At 34.9% G+C, this 21,403-nt stretch carries 16 protein-coding genes; 15 read left to right on the top strand and 1 reads right to left on the bottom strand.

The features are described 5' to 3' along the window. Positions 1-524: 524 nt before the first annotated feature. Entirely contained in the window at positions 525-1,376 is an 852-nt protein-coding gene (locus tag V6255_RS14140) for a class I SAM-dependent methyltransferase (RefSeq protein WP_341628741.1), read from the bottom strand. Between the two features lie 472 nt (positions 1,377-1,848). Between V6255_RS14140 and V6255_RS14135 the strand changes: the two genes are divergently transcribed. From V6255_RS14135 to V6255_RS14065, 15 genes are all read left to right on the top strand, one after another. Next, positions 1,849-2,253 carry a hypothetical protein gene (locus tag V6255_RS14135; protein ID WP_341628740.1) on the top strand — a complete coding sequence of 135 codons (405 nt, stop codon included), beginning with the start codon at positions 1,849-1,851 and terminating at the stop codon, positions 2,251-2,253. 128 nt (positions 2,254-2,381) lie between these two features. After that, a complete protein-coding gene (locus tag V6255_RS14130; RefSeq protein WP_341628739.1) occupies positions 2,382-4,145 on the top strand; it encodes a polysaccharide biosynthesis/export family protein in 1,764 nt (587 codons plus the stop codon). Positions 4,146-4,209: 64 nt separating this feature from the next. After that, positions 4,210-4,998, top strand: coding sequence for an ABC transporter permease (locus V6255_RS14125; protein WP_341628738.1), 789 nt, complete (start codon positions 4,210-4,212; stop codon positions 4,996-4,998). 86 nt (positions 4,999-5,084) lie between these two features. Beyond that, the gene (locus V6255_RS14120) at positions 5,085-6,443 is read left to right on the top strand and encodes a lipopolysaccharide biosynthesis protein (protein WP_341628737.1); all 1,359 of its coding nucleotides are present in this window, start codon (positions 5,085-5,087) and stop codon (positions 6,441-6,443) included. A 45-nt stretch (positions 6,444-6,488) separates the two neighbouring features. Then, positions 6,489-7,394, top strand: a complete 906-nt coding sequence (rfbA, locus tag V6255_RS14115; protein WP_341628736.1) for a glucose-1-phosphate thymidylyltransferase RfbA — start codon at positions 6,489-6,491, stop codon at positions 7,392-7,394. A gap of 1,101 nt (positions 7,395-8,495) precedes the next feature. Further along, a complete protein-coding gene (gene rfbC / locus V6255_RS14110; RefSeq protein WP_341628735.1) occupies positions 8,496-9,041 on the top strand; it encodes a dTDP-4-dehydrorhamnose 3,5-epimerase in 546 nt (181 codons plus the stop codon). 3 nt (positions 9,042-9,044) lie between these two features. Then, positions 9,045-9,848, top strand: a complete 804-nt coding sequence (locus V6255_RS14105) for a hypothetical protein (protein WP_341628734.1) — start codon at positions 9,045-9,047, stop codon at positions 9,846-9,848. Then, positions 9,845-10,801, top strand: coding sequence for a glycosyltransferase family 2 protein (locus V6255_RS14100; protein WP_341628733.1), 957 nt, complete (start codon positions 9,845-9,847; stop codon positions 10,799-10,801). Before V6255_RS14105 ends, V6255_RS14100 begins: the two co-directional genes overlap by 4 nt. 32 nt (positions 10,802-10,833) lie before the next feature. Then, positions 10,834-11,742 (top strand): dTDP-4-dehydrorhamnose reductase, encoded by a 909-nt coding sequence (gene rfbD / locus V6255_RS14095; protein ID WP_341628732.1) that lies wholly within the window; start codon positions 10,834-10,836, stop codon positions 11,740-11,742. 255 nt (positions 11,743-11,997) lie between these two features. Beyond that, positions 11,998-13,092, top strand: a complete 1,095-nt coding sequence (gene rfbB / locus V6255_RS14090; protein ID WP_341628731.1) for a dTDP-glucose 4,6-dehydratase — start codon at positions 11,998-12,000, stop codon at positions 13,090-13,092. Positions 13,093-13,094: 2 nt separating this feature from the next. Next, positions 13,095-15,833, top strand: coding sequence for a glycosyltransferase (locus tag V6255_RS14085; RefSeq protein WP_341628730.1), 2,739 nt, complete (start codon positions 13,095-13,097; stop codon positions 15,831-15,833). A 1-nt stretch (position 15,834) separates the two neighbouring features. Continuing rightward, positions 15,835-16,767: a hypothetical protein gene (locus tag V6255_RS14080; RefSeq protein ID WP_341628729.1), complete on the top strand. Its 933-nt coding sequence runs from the start codon at positions 15,835-15,837 to the stop codon at positions 16,765-16,767. A 1-nt stretch (position 16,768) separates the two neighbouring features. Continuing rightward, on the top strand, positions 16,769-17,680 hold the full coding sequence (locus tag V6255_RS14075; protein ID WP_341628728.1) for a hypothetical protein: 912 nt from the start codon (positions 16,769-16,771) through the stop codon (positions 17,678-17,680). A gap of 504 nt (positions 17,681-18,184) precedes the next feature. Next, positions 18,185-20,326 (top strand): glycosyltransferase family 2 protein, encoded by a 2,142-nt coding sequence (locus V6255_RS14070; RefSeq protein ID WP_341628727.1) that lies wholly within the window; start codon positions 18,185-18,187, stop codon positions 20,324-20,326. Then, entirely contained in the window at positions 20,319-21,401 is a 1,083-nt protein-coding gene (locus V6255_RS14065) for a hypothetical protein (RefSeq protein ID WP_341628726.1), read from the top strand. The genes V6255_RS14070 and V6255_RS14065 overlap by 8 nt, the downstream gene beginning before the upstream one ends. Positions 21,402-21,403: the final 2 nt, after the last annotated feature.

Here is a 21,403-nt window from a genome sequence, read left to right as displayed (position 1 = left end):
CCCAGAGTCAAAGGCTCATAAACTTGTAGCAACAAGTCAAAACAACACACAAAACCGCTGCTGACTGAAGTTAAAGACTAATAATAGTTGTAGAAAGCTAAGAGGTTTCGGTGTGTTGATTTTGAATTGAGGTCGCTTGGCGAATTATGCGAGAGCCTAGTATTATGAGCTGAGGGACTCTGTGAGTCCTGTTTTTAGCTTGCAGATCTTTTGTGTGTTGGTTTTAGAATTTACGAGTTATGTTTTCAGTTTGTAGTTTTTGGTTTTAGGGGCGCACGCTTTAGCTTGCAGATCTTTTGTGTGTTGATTTTTAGGGGGGTGATATTGCCTCCATACTTTCTATTATTCAACTTAAAGCCAAATCAACACATAACCCCCGCAGACTAAAGTCAGCGCCCCGAAGTCAAAAGCTTCGCCTCATTCACTCGAAGTCGGTGACTTTTACAAAGTGTGTAAACTCTTTGAAGTCTACACACTAAAGTTAAAGCTACTGGCTGCAAACCAAACACCCTTACAAACCAAAACTAACTACCTGTAATAACAGTTCTCAATCCGTAATCTAATATCTTACCTGTTTGGCTTTTTACGCTTAGCGTAGTGACTTGTACTTTTTCGCCGTTACATAAATCACTGGTGATTTGACGGATACGTTCTGCATCTAGGCGAGGGGAGTAAGTGTTGGCAATAATAAAACCACCTTTGGCGCGTAATGCTAAGGCTGCTTCTATAAGCTCAGGGAATTTGTTTTCAATCTTCCAGCGCTCTTTCTTTGCGCCGATACCAAAAGCGGGGGGATCCATTATCAAACCTTGGTATTTTTTTCCGCGTTTGATTTCACGCTGGGCAAACTTAAGTGCATCTTCTAAAACCCAATGCACATCTGTTAAACCGGAGGACTCCATGTTCTCTTTGCCCCATTTAATGATTTGCTTAACAGAGTCACAATGCAGCACCTCAGCACCTTGATCTCTTGCCACTAATGAAGCTACACCCGTATAAGCAAATAGGTTTAAAAATCGATCACCAGATTGAAGATTATCAGCAATAAAGTCCCAATTAGCGCGTTGTTCTGGAAACAGGCCAACATGCTTAAACTTGGTTAGATGCAAATTAATAATGATGTTATTGAACTTAATCTGCCAATCATGTTCCAAATTACCTTGTAGTGTCTTCCATTCACCGGCACTACTACTACTTTCAATAAATTCAAAGTGTGCTTTATCCAACCACTGTTTTTTTGAAAGTACAGGCTCAAAGTAAGCATTCATTTCAGGGCGAATAGTATAAACATTTCCCCAACGCTCTAGCTTTTGGTTATTACCGGCATCGATTAATTCATAGTCATGCCAAGGAGTAGTAAAAGTGCGTTTGATCATAGGAATGTTAACTTTTATAGAAAGTGAATAGGAGCGACAGATTATCGTCAGTCATTTTTAATAAATGCGCTTTAAAGTAAAATACACATGAAATTAATTGATGCGATATTTTATATTAATGCCATCACGGTGTCACATTAGTCCTTAGTATATTGCGTTAATTTTTTAAATATAACTAAACGCCTTTATGCGGATCTAAATGCTATCTAAAAATAGACGGGTGTTTTTTAAAGATATTTTTTTGGTGTTTGATATTTTACTCAGTATGACGCTTTATTTTAAATTAGAGTATCATCTGCCATTTATTGATGGTGGTTAACGGAATAAATATAAAGGTTTATGTTTTTAAGATCGCTGAAAAACAGAGTATATTAACAAACGCTTATAGATTGCTCCAATAGCAGCCTTTTGTTATGATTCGTTTCTTTTTTTGTCAAAATTATCTTTTTTAGGTATTTTAAGAGTTGTTATTATGATTAATATTTTATCTTCTAAACATTATAAATACTTATTAGTGCCTGTGGTTTTAGCACTAACAGCGTGTACCAGTAAACCGAGAGAAGTGCATGCTTCTATTCCGCTTGTTAGTAGCAACGAAGCTAAACCTGACCAAACAATATTACCTGCAAACTTTTCATCGATATTAAGTAACCCATCTTCTACACAATTAACACATGGACAATATGACGTTACTGTCATGCCAACCTATGTGTCTGCATTGGGTTACCCCTGTCGTAAACTGATATTTTCAGCATCGAACGTGCAACCTAAAAAAAGAATTGCTTGTGAAATCACTTATAAAGAAAACGATAAATTAGCTAAATCTTGGTTTTTAGAAAATGCCATTATCGAATCTGACGATAATATTGCTTTATAAACATGGCTTTATAAACATGGCTTTGTAGACATTATTTATAAAGATAAAATAACTACCAGAGCAATAAGCGCTGTATAGAACCAAAGTAATTTATAGCATCACAAACTTTTTCAATATTGAGTTAAAAAATGAATTTATTAAAAATGGACTTACTAAAAATAGCCACGGTTGGATTACTTTCAAGCTGTTTTTTCTTGCCTAATGCATTTGCCGCTTTTGAGCCAAGCTCTATTGATCTACAAAGTGGAACAAGCAACGGTATACCGCAAATAGATACAAGCAATACTGAAACAAGCTTAGAAACAGGATCTTACCAAAAGCAAAATCGCTCAGGTGTGTTACTACCAGGTGAAGTAGATGTTCGTGAATTATTACCGTCATCAGGCGAAGATAACCCACCGCCATACGGTGCCAATCTATTTGCTGGTGGATATGAAACAGAACGTGTTGACGGTTTAAATGAAAACTACCTGATTGCCGCGGGTGACAAAATAAACATCTGGATATGGGGAGCGGTCACTTACTCTAATATCGTGACGGTTGATAACCAAGGTAATATCTTCATTCCTAATATTGGCCCTATTAACGTATTAGATGTCCCTGCAAGTAGCATCAATAAACTTGTCCAATCAAAAATAAAACAGACCTACACTAATAACGTAGAAGTTTACGTCAATCTATTAACGGCAACACCTGTTAGTGTCTACTTATCGGGTGCCATCATCCGCCCTGGTCAATATGCAGGTATGGCATCAGACAGTGTTCTGTACTTTTTAAAACGCGCTGGTGGCATTGACTCTGATCGAGGTAGTTACCGTAGTATTCAAATTATTCGTAATAACAAAATATTACAAGAAGTGGATTTATATACCTTTATACAAACAGGTCGACTACCTAACATTACCTTTAAAGATAAAGACGTCATTTTAGTTAAACCACAAAAATCAGCCGTCAACGTTGCCGGTGGTGTAAAAAACCCTTTCCGATTCGAACTAAAAAACCTTCAAACTAAAGGTAGTGAGCTGGCTCAATTTGCCTTACCGCTTGCCAAAATAAGCCATGTGGGTGTGTTTGGTAATCGAGCGACAGGTCCGTTCTCTGTTTATTTAGAATACAAAGACTTCTTAAACTACACATTACAAGACGGCGATAGTTTAGTGTTTAACGACGACTCTCACGCGCAAGTCATCGATGTTCAAGTATCGGGTAGCTATTTAGGCCCGTCATACTTTGCCGTCAAAAAAAGCGCGCGTCTGCATGATGTATTAAATGCTATTCCAATTGTACCGGCACTTACTGATAACAAGTCTATTTATATCCTGCGTAAAAGTGTAGCTGAGCGTCAAAAACAGATCTTAGATGACTCCTTAGACAGACTAGAACGAAGCATATTTACAGCGCCAGCGTCTTCTGATGGCGAAGCTTCTATTCGTGCTCAAGAAGCTGAAATGGTGATGAAGTTTGTTGAAAAAGCAAGACAAGTTAAACCACTAGGTAAAGTGATTGTGTCTGACAATGGTACCACCGCTAATATCTTATTAGAGAAAGGCGACCAAATCGTTATTCCGCATTACACAGACTTAATCAATATTGGTGGTGAAGTGTTAATGCCACAAGCGGTTGTGTTTAATCCTAACGCGACAGTCGATGACTATATTGCATGGGCAGGCGGCTTTACCGACAGAGCAGAAGATGAGCGTATTTCAGTTGTGCGCGCAAATGGCATTGTTATTTTTGTGAAAGAAGGCGAAGAAGCCAAAAACATGAAAATTCAACGCGGTGATCAAATTCTAGTGTTACCTAAAGTGGACACTAAAATTGTGCAAGCCGTGAAAGATATTACCCAAATAGTTTATCAAATTGCTATTGCAGCAAACGTGGCTATTCGATAATGAAAGTTCGTTTAAAAAAGGCTTTCGCAAATGTTGCTGCTCTACTATCAATGAGACTGGTTTAATGGCATCTGTACAAAAACGATCAACCCTAAAAGTATGGGGTGATGTGATATTTGCTATCTTTTTAAGGGAAATAAAAAGCCAATCGACCGATAAAATTGGCTTGACCTGGTCTGTTATATCTCCATTAATTATGATCGGAGGTATGACTGCGATAAGGACCTTTGCATCGGGTAATGGCGATACCCATGGAATGCCGACTATGTTTTTTATGGTATATGGGCTAATTCTTGTACAGTTTTTTTTGATGATTTTGAATAAATCAAGTGCAGCACTTCAAAAAAATAAACCCTTATATGCCTTTAGGCAAGTACAGCCTATTAGTTCTATCCTTGCGATTAGTTTCTTTGAGTTATTAGTTAAAATATTTGTTGTATTAACCATTGTTTTGATTTGTTTTGTTTTAAAAATTGATATCTATGTACATGACGCTATATCAGTTATTTTAAACTTTTTTAAAGTCTGGTTACTTGGGGTCAGTATTGGAACGGTATTTGGACTGGCATACTGCTATATTCCGGAACTAAAAAAAGTACAAATATTATTGTCTCGTCCGTTATTTTTTATCTCAGGTATCTTTTTTAGCCTACAAGATATCCCTCGAGAATATTGGCATTACCTAGATTGGAACCCTTTACTGCATGCGGTCGAGTTGACTCGTTATGCGGCTTATCCAAGTTATGGGCATGAAGGGGTGAGTTATTTCTTTTTAGATATGTGTGTGTTAGTGAGTGTGTTTTTTGCTCTCGCTTGTTATCACGTGAGTTGGAAACAGGCGATAAGCCGATAAATAATTGCTTGAAGACCGTATTGGTTAGATAGTTTCTTTTTATAACAAGCCTTTAAGCACCTAGCTTTGAGCCTTTATGTTAAATGATGACAGAACAACGATTTAAAGTATTAAAAAATTCACTTAAACCTGAACAGTTTAATAATATTGATTTCTTAACAAAAAAGACTGAAGAGTTAGCAAAAACTGACCCTGACTTGTCTGCTCGTATTTTAGCACGTGTAAATAATTTGAAAAAACAACAAGCAAAAGTAAGGTCTAACGCTAAAGTTAATCCTCCGAAAAACACGCATAAAGAAATGCAAGGTTCAAAAAATAGTAAGCAAAATACGCCGACAGAGAAAGGTGTACTCGCAAAAGTATTGAATCTGCCACCCTTTATACTTTTTGTCATTCTTCCGGTGTTAATTTTTTCTGGCTATCAATTACTTTGGGCAACCAACCGGTTTGAAAGCCAAGCAAAAGTCATAGTACAACAACCAGATAGTGCCTCTACATTAGATTCCGGTATGGCATTATTAACTGGACTAGGTGGCTCAGGCGGAGGCTCTGATCCTGATTTAGTGAAAGCTTATATCTATTCTAATGACATGATTGACTACTTAAACGATAAAATAGCACTAAGGGAGCATTACTCTCAATCGTTTATTGATTATTTCAGCCGTATTCATGAATCAGATTCACGAGAAGTATTAGACCAATATTATCAAGAACATCTCAACGTAATTATTGAAGATAAATCGGGCATTATTACCATTAGTGCACAAGCATTCGATAGTGAATATGCACAATTACTCGCTAATACTGTGGTAGAAAGAGCTGAGTGGTTTATTAACTCAATAGGGCATCAATTAGCGAATGCGCAATTAAACTTTATGCAAGGTGAGCATAAGCTAATAGAACAACGTTTAGCAGATGCACAAAAAGATCTATTAACCTACCAGCAGAAATATAATCTACTTGACCCAACGGCTGAAGGGACTGCAAAACAACAAATTACTTACACGCTTGAGAGTCAAATTGCCGTTAAGCAAACAGAAATAAAAACGATTAAAGCCATAATGAGTGCAAACTCTCCGCAAGTGAGAGGGTTGCAGAATGAGTTAAAAGCACTCAATGCGCAATTAGAGATAGAAAGGGATAAATTATCACAGTCAGGGTTAGATGAAATTCCAATTAGTGAACTTTTATCTAAATTTACTGACTATAAAATCAAAATGGATCTTGCATTACAGGCTTATACCTCTTCACAAATCTCATTAGAGAAGTCGAGAATAGAAGCTTACCGTCAACTTAAATACTTAATTGTGGTAGAAAAAGCAACATTAAGTGAAGACAGCAAGTACCCGGACGTGGTTTATAATATTTCGTTGTTTTTACTATTGTTAAGCCTAGCATTTGGTATAGGGAAAATAGTAATCAGTACTATTCGCGAATTAAAATAAGCTTTAATTAAGATAAAAGTTTTCAAAATATGAAAAGGAATTAGCATGAGTAAGAATCCATTAAACCGTAAAGGAATTATCTTAGCCGGTGGTTCAGGCACAAGGCTTTATCCGTTAACAAAAGTAGTGAGCAAGCAATTGATGCCTGTTTATGATAAGCCTATGATCTATTACCCGCTTTCAAATTTATTCATGGCTGGGATTACTGAAATATTAATTATTTCAACACCGTTAGAATTACCTCGTTTCCAAGAACTATTAAAAGATGGTTCACAATGGGGGGTTAGCATTGAATATGTAGTGCAACCTAGCCCAGATGGCTTAGCACAAGCATTCTTATTGGCCGAAGAGTTTTTAGACGGTTGCCCTGCTGCGTTAATTTTAGGTGATAACTTGTTCTATGGTCATGATTTAGCTAAATCATTACAAAGAGCCAATCAACAAGAAAAAGGTGCGACGGTATTTGGTTACTACGTTTCAAACCCAACGTCTTATGGTGTTGTGGAATTTGATGATGCCGGTCAAGCTATCTCGATTGAAGAGAAACCTGAAAAACCAAAATCATCATACGCAGTACCCGGGTTATACTTCTTTGATGCTGACGTTGTTGAATACGCAAAAAATGTAAAACCATCACCACGTGGTGAATTAGAAATTACAGACGTTATTGAGCAATACCTAACGAATGAAACGCTAAAAGTAGAAGTAATGGGTCGAGGCACTGCTTGGTTAGATACAGGTACATTAGATGACCTGCTAGATGCCGCATTATATATCCGCGCTATCGAAAAACGCCAAGGCTTAAAAGTATGTTGCCCAGGTGAAATCGCCTTCCGCATGGGATACATCGACGAGCAAGGCATCAGAAAACTCGCAGAACCATTGAAAAAATCAGGCTATGGCGAATACCTACTAAGCCTTTTAGAACGTAGAATTTTGCCAAGTACCTAGCTAATTATAACCTTAATAGTATGCTGATTTTAGCTAGTAGTATTGTGGCTTTCGCGGCGTTTAGCTGACAGGTCAAGGTAATGAGAAGAAGAGCTCTGCGAGTCTTTTTCAACTTGCTTGTTTTGATTTTAGTCTTTAGATTTTGGTGTTGATTTTGGTATAACGTAATTGACGAACAACATTGTAAGATATGATACATCTTGTAAGGGGCGCTGGGCGAATTAACCGAGAGGTTAGGGCAATGAGCGGAAGAGCTCTGCGATTCCTTTTTTTAGCCTGTTTGTTTTGACCTTAATCTTTAAGTTTTGGTGTTAATTTTTGTTATAACGTAATTGACGAACAACATTGTAAGATACGATACATCTTGTAAGGGGCGCTGGCTTCAGACTGCTTGTTTTGACCTTAATTTTTAATCTTTAATCTTTAGTTTTTAATCTTTAGTTTTTGGATTTTGGTATTGTTTTAGTCATTTATGGTTCGCTTTGCTCAGCGAAGTTAATCGTTGTATGCGATAACTCGCATACTGGCAGGCTAAAGCCAGCGCCCCGAATATCAAGCGACGCTTGATAGCTATCGCAATTATGTTGAGATGAGCGAGGGTGTTGATTTTTGTTATAACGTAATTGACGAACAACATTGTAAGATACGATACATCTTTTAAGGAGCGCTGGGCGAATTAACCGAGAGGTTAGGGCAATGAGCGGAAGAGCTCTGCGATTCCTTTTTTAGCCTGCTTGTTTTGATCTTAATCTTTAGTCTTTAGGTTTTAGGTTTTGGTATTGTTTTAGTCATTCATGATTCGCTTTGCTCAGCGAAGCTAATCGTTGTATGCGATAACTCGCATACTGGCAGGCTAAAGCCAGCGCCCCGAGTTCAAAAGCTTGCAGTGTTTACATGTATTAGTTTTTTTTACTTTGTAGTTAACAATTAAAAAACAACACACAAAACCCTACAGGCTAAAGCCAGCGATTAGAGTTCAAAAGTTTAACCGACTCTGCGTATGAGTTCATAACCTTGAACTTCTTAGCTGCTGTGTTTGAGGCTTTAGAGTTAGTTTTCCAATATTATTAAGTGTTATCTAATTTATAACTGAGTGTATATATGAAATTTATAGAAACAAATATTCCTGATGTAAAAATTGTTGAACCACAAGTGTTTGGTGACGAACGTGGTTTCTTTATGGAAACATTCCGTACATCATTATTCAACGAACATTGTGGTGAGCGTGAATTCGTTCAAGAAAATCACAGCAAATCAAGTCACGGTATTTTACGTGGCCTACATTACCAAACTGAAAATACCCAAGGTAAATTAGTCCGCGTAACAAAAGGTGAAGTATTTGATGTTGCCGTTGATATGCGTAAAGACTCACCTACATTTGGTCAATGGGCTGGTGTTTTACTATCAGCAGAAAACAAACGTCAACTTTGGGTACCAGAAGGCTTTGCACACGGCTTTTATGTCACAACTGATGAAGCTGAGTTCGTATATAAATGCACAGACGTCTATAATCCAAGTGCAGAAGTGTCAATCAAATGGGATGATCCTGAAATTAATATCGAATGGCCAATCAACCCAGATCAAACACCATTGTTATCTGCAAAAGATGAAAACGGCTTAAGCTTCTCTGACGCGCCGAAGCTGTAATTAATGCGCATATTTATCTCAATAGTATCCCATCGTCATCATGATGTGATCATCAATTTAGGCACCATTAAAACATTATCTAAATACGATGAAATAACCATCGTCTGCAGAGATAATGACCCTGTCGGTAAGCTAAAAAAATATTGTGATAAATATGGCGCACATTATATTGCAAATAGCCACGAACAAGGATTTTCTGCTAATAACAATGCTAATTACATGCATTGCAAGTTTGAGCTGGGCATGGAAGAAGATGATTACTTCATACTATTAAATCCTGATGTGTTTATTACCAAGCCCAATATATTGACGTTAATTGAACGTTTAAAAAAAGCGACTACATGCTTAGGCGTTGCTAACCTATATCTTGATAGAGAAGAAATGGTGCAAGACGATAATATACGCCTATATCCTAAATTTTTTAGCTTCATAAAAACCTATTTACTCAATGACCGTTCTACCATGATAAATCGTAGAAAAGGCTTATCACCAGATAAAGAGTATTGGGCAAGCTGCGCGTTTATGGTTGTAAAAGCAGATGTTTATAATCAACTTAATGGTCTAGATGAACGTTATTATATGTACTGTGAAGATATCGATTTTAGCTTTAGAGCCAATAAGGCAGGCTTTCCACTTGAGTATTTTGAGGATGTTAAAGCCGTTCATTTCAGACACTGTTCAAGTAAGCAGTTCTTAAGTAAATTCTTCTTTTGGCATGTGCAAAGTGTCTTCAAATATTCATTTGGTAAAAAGCAAGAGTCAGCATCCAATTCTAGCCTCGAATATCAAAACCGTTATAAAAAATGATTGATATCGTACTAGCGACCTATAATGGCCAAGCTTTTTTAGCAGAGCAGATAAAATCAATACAAGCTAATATCGGCTATCATAAATGGGTTAATACAATCATTGTCACTGATGATGGCTCAATAGATAACACACAAAATATTGTTGCTACATTAGCCGAACAAGACAATAAAATAATTTGGATTGAAAATACAAGTGGCAAAAAAGGGCCTAAAGATAACTTTGCTTTTGGATTAAGTCAAAGTACTGCTGACTACATTATGTTGTGTGACCAAGATGATATTTGGTTACCTCATAAAATAGAACTCTCTATGCAACACCTAAAGCAAGCTGAAAGTTCGTTACCACCTCACACACCGTTATTGATTTTTAGTGATAAACAAATTGTAGATGCGCATTTGCAAGAGATTTGTAGCAGCTATTTCAAACTAAAAAATATCAGCAAAAAATGGCATATTAAGTTTAATCAATTATGCCAACAGAACGTCATATCAGGCTGCACCATGTTATTTAATCGTGCATTAATTGATAAAGCCTTACCGATGCCAGAAAAAGCCTACATGCACGATTGGTGGATAGCATTGGTTGCGCACCGCTGCGGTGAAATCGTCTTTATTGATCAAACACTCATTCAATATCGTCAGCATCATGCTAATGTCATTGGTGCAAAGCACCGAGGCCTGTTCTCTTTATGCTTTCAATTTTTTAAACATTTGAAAGCATTTAAAAAAAGCCAACAAGCGCTTATTAATCAAGCAATTGCTTTTAAAGTATTTGAACAAACAAATAAAATGATACCAGATGAAACAATTAAGGTGTTGAGCAGTCTGAATTACCTGCCTATACACAAAAAAATATCTTATTTTTGTAAAGGGAATGTGACTCGTTCTCATTTTTTAGGTAGACTTGCTCTTTTGATATTGCTTTTAACAAGTAAACGTCAACGGCATTAAAAAATACACAATTAAAAATGAATAAGGTTGTTATGAAAGTATTAATTACAGGGAAGGGCGGACAGTTAGCTTGGGAATTAGAACAACTAGCGCCTAAAAATATACAGCTACTCAGTTGCTCTGCACAAGACTTAGATATTACCGACGTAAATCAAGTTAACCATACGATTGAACAATTTCAACCAGATATAGTGATTAATGCGGCTGCTTATACGGCAGTAGACAAAGCAGAAACCGATACAGAAACAGCTTATGCGGTTAATGATCTTGGCAGTGAATACCTCGCCTTAGCTTGTAAAAAAATATCAGCCAAGTTGATTCATGTATCAACGGATTTTGTTTTTGACGGTACCAAAACAACCCCTTATCAAACAGACGATTCAGTTAACCCTATCAACGTTTATGGCGCGTCAAAACTCGCTGGTGATAGTAAAGTTAATGCTATTTTAGGGTGTCAAGCGACCATCATTCGTACCGCTTGGGTATATTCAGTGAATGGCAATAACTTCGTCAAAACAATGCTACGTTTAATGGCTGAAAAAGAACAATTAGGCATTGTTTACGATCAAGTCGGCACACCGACGTGGGCAAAAGGCTTAGCGACCATGATTTGGGCGTTAGTAGATAAAAACCAAAGCCCGCAAGAGACTGAGTCAGCACAAACATCAAACACAGCTCAAATCTTACATTGGACTGATGCCGGTGTTTGCTCATGGTATGACTTTGCCGTCGCTATTCAAGAATTAGCGATAGAAAAAGGCATGCTTGATAAAGCCATTCCAGTACGTCCGATACCAGCAAGTGCTTACCCTACACCAGCACAACGTCCAAGTTTCAGCGTGATTGACAAACAGTCAGCTGAGCAAGCAAGTGGCGTAGAAACAACGCATTGGCGCAAGCAGTTATCAGAAATGATGAATGAGTTGAAAAGTACAAGTTAAGAGATTGAAGATACAAATTAGAAGATAAGATATAGACGAAAGAGACAAGATAAAAGATGCAGTAACAACAAACAAGATGATAATTTTTTGGTTTAGAATTCCATCTTCGTGTTCTCTGTGAAGCGCAGCGCTTCGTGGTTACTTTAAAGGTGAGAGTTTAGGGTTTTTCTTGAAACTTGAATCTGCTTCTGAATCTTCCAATTAAAAATATTTAAAAGACTGTTTTATCAGTCTTCACAACATGAGAGAAAGAAAATGGCAACTCGACACTTATTAGTAACAGGTGGTGCAGGTTTTATTGGCGCCAACTACGTTTTATATTGGCTAGCAAATAACCCTCAAGATAAAGTAGTGGTATTAGATGCATTAACTTATGCAGGTAACCGTGAAAGTCTTGCGTCAGTTGAAGACAACCCAAATTTCGTATTTGCACAAGGTGATATTTGCGATACAGCGTTAGTAGAAACGTTACTAAAAGAACATAGCATTGATACGTTAGTGCATTTTGCTGCTGAATCACATGTTGACCGTTCAATCACTGGTCCAGATGCGTTTATTGAAACCAATATTATTGGTACTTACAGTTTACTTAAAGCCGCTAAAAAAATCTGGATAGATGAACCGAAAGCAAACGGTCAAGCACCGCTTAAGCATCGCTTTCACCATGTATCAACAGATGAAGTGTACGGCGAACTAGGGCCAAACGATCCGGCGTTCACTGAAGAAACAGCTTATGCACCAAATTCCCCTTATTCAGCGTCTAAAGCAGCATCTGACCATCTAGTACGTGCTTATCACCATACTTACGGTTTAGAGGTGACTACGTCTAACTGTTCAAATAACTATGGTCCATATCATTTTCCAGAAAAATTGATTCCGTTGATTATTACTAATATTCTGCATGATAAACCACTGCCAGTTTACGGTGATGGCCAACAAATTCGTGATTGGTTATATGTAGAAGATCACGCGCGTGGCATTGAACTTGTTTTAAACAAAGGTCGTCTAGGTGAAAACTACAATATCGGTGGCCATAATGAATGGGCTAATATCGATATTGTTAAATTAGTTTGTGAACTAATGAACGAACAGTTCCAAAAAAATCCTGCACTTGCGACTGCATATCCACTGGCTAAAACAGTATTTGAAAATAAAGCTGAACAGTTAATTACCTTTGTAGAAGACAGAGCGGGTCATGATTGGCGTTATGCGATTGATGCGACTAAAACCAATAATGAATTGGGTTATAAGCCTGTAGAGTCTTTTGAAACGGGTATTCGTAAAACGATTGAGTGGTATTTAGAAAATGAAAGTTGGTGGATTGAGTTACTTAAGGTTAGTGAGATTTAATTATGAAAAATGATATAAAAGAAACCTCTAATACCGATGATAAAGCAATCATTAGAGGCGTTGTTGATTCATGGGATGGTATGACAATTAGCGGTTGGGCTGTTTCTAGTGATAGCGATAATTTTGAATTGTGCATCTTAGCTGATGGTATTGAGATTAAAAGGTTTATTCCTGATCAATATAGAAGTGATTTATACGAACAAAAAATTTCTACCACAGGGTTTTCAGGGTTTAAAGTTGAGTTAAATGTATACGAACTAATAGATAAAAATTTTTCAGAAATAGAAATAATTGAATGTGAAACTAAATCTCCACTAGTTGGTGTTCCGTTAAATATTTATTCTCCTGTAATTAAAGGGCATATTGATTCCCAATCTATATATAACATTATTGGATGGTGCTTTGATAAGTCTTACCCAGACAGAAATGTAGACATTGATGTTTATGTTAATGAATCTTTAGTTACGACAATCGCAGCTAATATTCTAAGGCATGATTTAAGAGATGCCGGTATTACTAGCTTTTCATCTGGATTTTCTTTAAATATTGGCCAATATATCGACCATTTAAAATTAAATTCAGTTGTATTTAAAGTTGCAGGTACACAACAAATTATTCTAGATGAAGTTAAATTGTTTCCTAAAACAGCGAGAATAAATACACTTGTTAAATTGCAAAATATAGTAAAAAAAGCAACCCTGTTAAATGATAGTCCTGAGCTTACTTGGTTAACACAAAGTATTATTCCAGAATTAATCGATAAAACGAGAGCAGATCAATTTGCCCAAGGCGATTATTCTTTTGCAGATAAAACATTAGTTACCAACGGTAAAAAAAGCATTGATATTATTGTGCCTGTTTACAAAGGATTTGAAGAAACAATTAATTGTATACAAAGTGTTTATGATGTTAATTGTAAGCAAAATTTTAATGTTATCGTAATTAATGATTGTAGCCCTGAACCAGAATTAACCGACAAGTTACGCAACTTAGAGAAAACATTAGGCTTTATTTTATTAGAAAATGAATTTAATTTGGGGTTTGTTGGAACTGTTAATAAAGGAATGAAATACAGTGAAACTAATGATGTTCTACTATTAAATTCAGATACTGTTGTTACAAACCATTGGTTAGATAAAATTGTAGGTGCAGCTTATTCTGATGAAACAATCGGTTCTGTCACGCCATTCTCAAATAATGCGACTATCTGCAGTTACCCTCGCTTTTGTGTTGATAATGAATTACCTAAGCAAATTAAACTTAATGAACTAAGTGAAGTTTTTGCAACTGAAAATAAAAATAAAGTTGTAGATCTTCCTACTGCACATGGGTTTAGTATGTTTATCAAACGTTCGACGCTTAAAGATGTTGGTTTTTTTGATGAAAAAAAATGGGGCAAAGGTTACGCTGAAGAAAATGACTTTTCATTAAGAGCTGCAAGATTAGGTTGGCGAAATGTGATGGCGATGGATGCCTTTGTACAGCACTTAGGTTCGGTATCATTTGCTGGCAATACAGATGAATTTATTGCAACAAATTTGAGAAAGCTAAATGGGATTTATCCTGATTATCCTCAAGCTGTAGAGTCTTTTATAAATGAAGATCCTATAAGACCATTTAGAAATAATGTCGCATTTAACTTATTACAAAAAGAGCAACTTAATACCATTAATAAAAATAGAGAAAATTTAGGCTCTATTTTATATGTATCTTTAACAATTGGTGGAGGTACAGAAGTTGCAACAAATGATATAGCGGCTATCAATAGAAGTGAAGGTAAAAGCGTCTTTATGCTAGTCGCACCCTCAGAAAATATGTGGGAGTTGAAAAGTTTAATTGATAATACAGTAGTGCAATACAAACTACCAGAAGATGAATCTATGTTAATTAAACATTTGAAATCATTGAAAGTAAATATCATTCATTATCATCATACAATACAATTCCCCAAATTTGTGTGGGAGTTATCAGAGCAGTTAAGTGTACCTTATGAAGTTATTTTGCATGATTATCATACTATTTGTCCTCGAGTTAACTTAATTGATGAAACTAAGTCATATTGTGGAGAGCCAAATAGCGATGCTTGTAATAGATGCATTAAACGCAATGGTGTGCATAATGCGTCACTACTTAGTTTTGATGACTTGGGAGGAACCATTGATAGCTGGCGTAATTATTACTTTGAAAAGTTACAAGGTGCCCAAGCAGTAATCACTCCGAGTGTAGATACTCGTGACAGGATTCTTAAGTATTTTGATTTAGATAATATTGAAGCTCGTTACCACCCAGAGTCTGAATTTATTTATGAGCCTATTTCTTTAATAGATGCTAAAGTTTTAAATATAGCTTTTATTGGTGCAATAGGAGTCCATAAAGGATTAAATGTATTAAAGGAATGTGCGAAATATGCTTATAAATTTAATTTACCAGTTAAGTTTATTGTTATAGGTTATACAAGTGATGATGAATATTTTAAAGAACTACCAAATGTAACAATTACTGGTAAATATGAAAAAGAAGAACTTCCTGAGTTATTTAAAATTCATGATTGTCATATTGCAGGATTGTTTAGTGTCTGGCCTGAAACATTCTCTTATACATTAAGCGAAGCTTTGAGGGCAAATCTAAGAATTGCTGCATTCAATCTAGGAGCTATAAATGAAAGGTGTAATGTAGATTATTTAAATGAAATTGGTACTCCTTCAAATGTAATTATGAAAAACATATTAGGTATAAATTAAAATGAAAATATATTTACATATAGGCACGCATAAAACTGGTAGTACTTCTATTCAGAATGTCCTTCATAAAAATAAAGAGGTGCTTATTAAAAATGGATTTTATTATCCAGAGGTAATTGATAACCATACTGGTCAACACCATTTGGCTTGGATGTTAATTGGTAATGATTTTGTAAATGCAGAAAAGTATCTCTCTACTGAAGTATCAAAAGCTATTGAGTTAAATTGCCATTCAATTGTATTAAGCTCTGAAGAGTTTGAGTTTTTAAATAGTATTGAAAGAATCAGCTTTTTTAATAACTTCGGTGAAGTTGAAGTTATTATAATGTTGAGAAGACAAGATGACTTTTTAGAAGCAGAATATAATCAGTCAGTTAAAATGCCAACTGTTAGATATCCAAAAGATATCTTTCATTTTTACATAGAAAAGAATTTTTCAAGTCGAATAAACTATGCTCATTTATTGCAAAATTGGATTACAGTATTTAAAGATGATGCTATAAAAATTGTTTCCTATGATTTTGAGAGAAAAAAGCGAACACTGCTACCTACTTTCTTTAATTTATTAGGGCTTACTGTTGATGACTTTCCTGTTGAAAAAAATTATACCGCTAATGTTTCACTACCAAATAATGCATTAATTTATTTGTCACGCCTAAATAAAGATAAAAATATACCTACGAATAAACACTTAGAAGCTATTAATTATCTATCTGAGAAATTTAAGGGTAGCCGTGATAGTTTTCTCGATAATGAATTAAAAGAAATATTATTCGAAAGGTACAAGAATATGAATATAAAACTATTTCATAAAATAGATTGTCAACTTGAGAGTTTTTATTCAACTGAGGTAAATCAAAGAAAACTTATTAATCATTATGAAGATTTTCAACCTGATGTTTATAGTGCTTTATTGAAGCATTTGGATCTTTAGTTTGCGTATTATATTTGAAGATGAAAACATTGCGCTGGGGGTAGATGAAAAAAATAATACCCCCACAGCTATAATAACATTTACTTCGTTATTTTTACCTAACCAAAGGGTTAAAGATGACTCTTGGAATTCTTTTTCATTTGGTTTTAATGAAAAATATATTTCTACTTTAGATATAAATGCTTTTTATTTTGTATCAAAGAAAAACAATTGGTATGAATCTATTAGTCTAGATTTGGCTTTAGAGTGTTTATTTAAAGATGCTTTTTTTTTGTTTATAAATACAAAAGTGTTACATTCAACTTCTATGGGGGCGTATGGTTGCCTGAAGGTTTGTAATAAATTATCTGTTGATTATCTATTTCTTGGTTCTCCTCAATTTTCTATAGACAATAAAATAGCCTTGAACGAAAAACGCTGGAGTGAATTAACATCAGATTTGACTCTTATACATAATGATGCAATTCAGAATATAAATAAATTTACAGGTAAAATAATAATAATATTAGACCCAAATCATTTTTTAGATATGAAACAACTTGAACTCGCCAACCTGAATTTTGCAGAAGATATAATTTTTTTACCAGGAGCAGGTCATATGCCATTTCAATATTTAATGAAGGCTGGTATTTTAGAATTATGCTGTGATCTCGCATTTAGCTTTGATGATAGTAAATTTTACTCTATTAGAAATGTTATTAATGATTTTTATCAAAAAAAATTAGATTGGGATCTTGTAGAAAAAGCTTTGTCGTTGCCTGCATACGCAGATACATGCAGAGAACTAGCATTAATTGATTCCTTTCCTCCAGGCTTGAGAATGATATTAATAAAAAAAGCTTTGAAAGAAAGACCAAATGGGCCTTATATAAAAGCAGTATATAAAAAATTAAGTGAAAAATTAATTAAGTAACTTTTTTATGGGGGCAATAATTAACAATATTTTTTACTTATATAAAGTTCATATTAGATCTCCATTGTTCCAATAAATATAACCAAGCAAACAGATTTAAATTGTCATTATTTTTGATTAAACCTACTGCGACTCAATATTTATAATATTACCATTCATTTTTTGTAAACTATCTTTTCAAGTTACAACTAAATATTCGTATACTTCCATTTTTGAATTCCCTATTGATTTTTATTCGTTAGGGCTCGCATCTTATTGGGTGAAAATAACAAGCTTTTTTATAGTAAATTTTATAAAAAGTAAAAATATAAATATAGTCGTAATAAAAGCCTCGAACTAATACTTATTCTTTTGGTCTGAATATTTAAATGATAAAAAAACACTAACTTATTGATATAGTTGATGCTATTTTTGTGGCTTTTTATTACACTATTCATTCTTATTTGTTTGAAATGAAAACAATATTAATGGACTAAACTTCTCTTCTTAAGCGGTATTTTCATCATGAACTCAAAATTAAAGAAACTTTTTAGATTTGCTCAAAAACCAGCAAATGCTGACCAAGAGCAATTGAATATTATTAATGAATCTGGCTTATTTAATGAGGAGTATTACACAACAACTTATGGCCAATGTACTCCTTACAAAAGCGCATTAGATCATTACATTGTTGAAGGTGCTAATAAGTTTTATAATCCTCATCCACATTTTTCAACTGCTTTCTATTTATATGAAAATGCCGATGTTAAAGAATCAAACGTTAACCCTTTATTGCACTACGTTCTTCACGGTGAAGCAGAAGGGCGTAAACCTAATCCTTATTTTTCTCCTTCTGCTTATGTTGCTCAAAATCCTGATTTAGCAGGTTGGGAAGCCAATTTATTATTACATTTTGTTAATCATGGTTGTGCTGAAAATCGAGCTTATTGTGATTTTAGAACAGAGTCTAATTCAGCGACTTCTCAATCGTATCAAGAATGGGTTAATAATAATGAAGTCATGACCGCTTCTTTAGCATTGCAGAATATTAAAGCCTTTGAACATAAACCCCTTATTTCTATTATCGTGCCTGTTTATAATCCTGAAAAACAGTTGTTAATTGAATGTATTGAATCAGTTATTAAACAGTCTTATGACAATTGGGAACTTTGTTTAGCTGATGATAAGTCACCTAAAAAGCACGTTCGTGAAGTATTAGAAGACTACGCTGCGAAAGATAAGCGTATTAAAGTTATTTTCCGTGATGAAAATGGCCATATCTCTGAAGCAAGTAACAGTGCGCTAACTATTGCAACGGGTGAATGGTCTGCATTATTAGATCACGATGATGAGCTTCACGTACACGCTTTATATCATGTTGTTGAAGCCTTAAATCTTAAGCCTGAGACTGAACTTATTTACAGCGATGAAGATAAGATTGATGAAGACGGTATGCGCAGTGGCCCTCACTTTAAAGCTGACTGGAATTTAGACCTGTTATACAGCCAAAACTATGTGTCTCATTTAGGTATTTATAAAACAGATATCGTTAATAAAATTGGTGGTTTCCGTAAAGGCTATGAAGGCAGTCAAGACTTCGATTTGCTATTACGTTATTCACGTGAAATAGACCAAGCTAATATCGTGCATCTTCCTAAGGTACTTTACCATTGGAGAATGGTTGAAGGCTCTACTGCGCTTGCTTCTGAAGAGAAAACCTATACCACCGATGCCGGTATTAAAGCGTTACAAGATCACTTTGAAGCGTTAAATAAGGATGTCACCGTTGAGAAAGGGGCTGGTGCTAATATGTATAAGGTTAATTGGCAAATTGCTAAAGAGCCTTTGGTGTCGCTGATTATCCCTACTTATAATGGCTATGAGATTACTAAACAGGCCATTGATTCTATATTAGAGAAAACGACTTACCAAAATTATGAAATTTTATTAGTTGATAATAACTCTAATGACCCTATTGCTTTAGAGTACTTCGAAGAGCTTGATAAGCATGAAAAAATAACGGTGCTTCGTTATCCTTATCCGTTTAACTATTCTGCTATTAATAACTTTGCTGCGAAACAAGCTAAAGGTAAAATCATTGGTCTTGTTAATAATGATGTAGAAGTCATTACGCCTGAATGGTTAACTGAAATGGTTTCTCATGCGCAACGTGAAGATGTTGGTTGTGTCGGCGCTATGTTGTACTTTGAGAACGATACGATTCAACATGCTGGTGTGATTTATGGCTTAGGTGGTGTTGCGGGTCATTCTCATAAGTATTTCCCTCGAGACCACCCTGGTTACTTTTATCGTTTAAAACTAGTGCAAAATTTATCAGCAGTAACGGCCGCTTGTTTGATGGTGCGTAAGTCAGTATTTGATGAAGTTAGTGGATTAAATGAAGAAGATTTAACGGTTGCATTTAATGATGTTGATTTTTGCTTGAAAGTGCAAGCTGCAGGTTATAGAAACCTATGGACGCCTTATGCAGAGTTATATCATTATGAGTCAATCAGCCGTGGTGCTGAAGACAATCCTGAAAAAGTAGCGCGTTTTAATAAAGAAGTCGATTACATGAAAAATACATGGAACACAGATAAAAAATCGGATCCTTGCTATAGTCCAAACCTTAGTTTAGAAAGAGAAGATTTTTCATATAATGCATAAATTAATTTATAGTAAAAGTGAGTGGAGTAATACACAGTATCGATTTCATCTTGATAATAATGTGAACTGTGATGTTTCAACTTCTATTTTAGCTGGATGGTTTGTCAATCTTGATGATAATAATTATGTTGTTAGAGTTATTGATCAAGCAGGCCTGTTAGTTAATGCAATTGAATATTCAAAAAACAGACCTAAACTTGCAAAAATTTATTCTGATATTAATGATGTTAGTACTGCAGGTTTTGAGATTGATATGAGAAAGCTTGATAAAAATAGTCGTTATTCCATTGCTATTTTTAATGAGAATGAGTTAATTACAAAAGTACTTGCTTTTGTTCAAAAAACACCACTTCTTTATATACATATTGCTAAAACAGCAGGTTCTACAGTCAATAAGGTTCTAAGGGAATGTTTCGGTACAGAAAACTCTTTAGTTCATGCTGAGTCAATCCCTGATTGGCCTGTGCAGGTTAAAGAAAATAAAATTGATTTTTTATCAGGACACATTCCTTATCAAGCATTTATTAAAGCTAAAGAATTACAGTGCTATAAAAAAGCAATTACTTTTAGAGAACCTTATTCCCATGTTGTTTCTCATTTATCTTGGATTCGAGCACTTGCATTAGACGAACATAAAAAACGTTATGATGCTCATCCTGAATATATTCAAAAGTTAAGTGATAAGTTAGCAAGCTATGATTTATCTTCACCTGAGCAAGTTAGCCATGTCATAAAGACATTTAATGGACTCGAACTTCGTTTATTAGATAACACACAAACACGTTATATAAGAACAAACTTAACAAAATTATTGGTCGATGAAGTTGATATTATTTCATCATTAGATAATTTAAAAAGTTTTGATTTTGTTGGCACTGATAATGATATTGATGCATTTCTCTCCGATATAACTAAATATTATGGTGTTAAATATGAAAATGAAGGTCGTAGAGAAAATGTACTTAGTAATAAATTTGGATTAGATATCAGCAATTTGGAAATCAAAAAAGCTTTATTACCATTGGTTAAATTTGATCTGGACTTGTATCTTGCTGTTCTGGCTTTGAATCCTTAACT

The sequence above is a fragment of the Psychromonas arctica genome (assembly GCF_038155225.1).
Classification (GTDB): Bacteria; Pseudomonadota; Gammaproteobacteria; order Enterobacterales; family Psychromonadaceae; genus Psychromonas; species Psychromonas arctica_B.
Note: the sequence above shows the minus strand (reverse complement) of the source record. Positions and strands in the feature narration are given on the sequence as shown.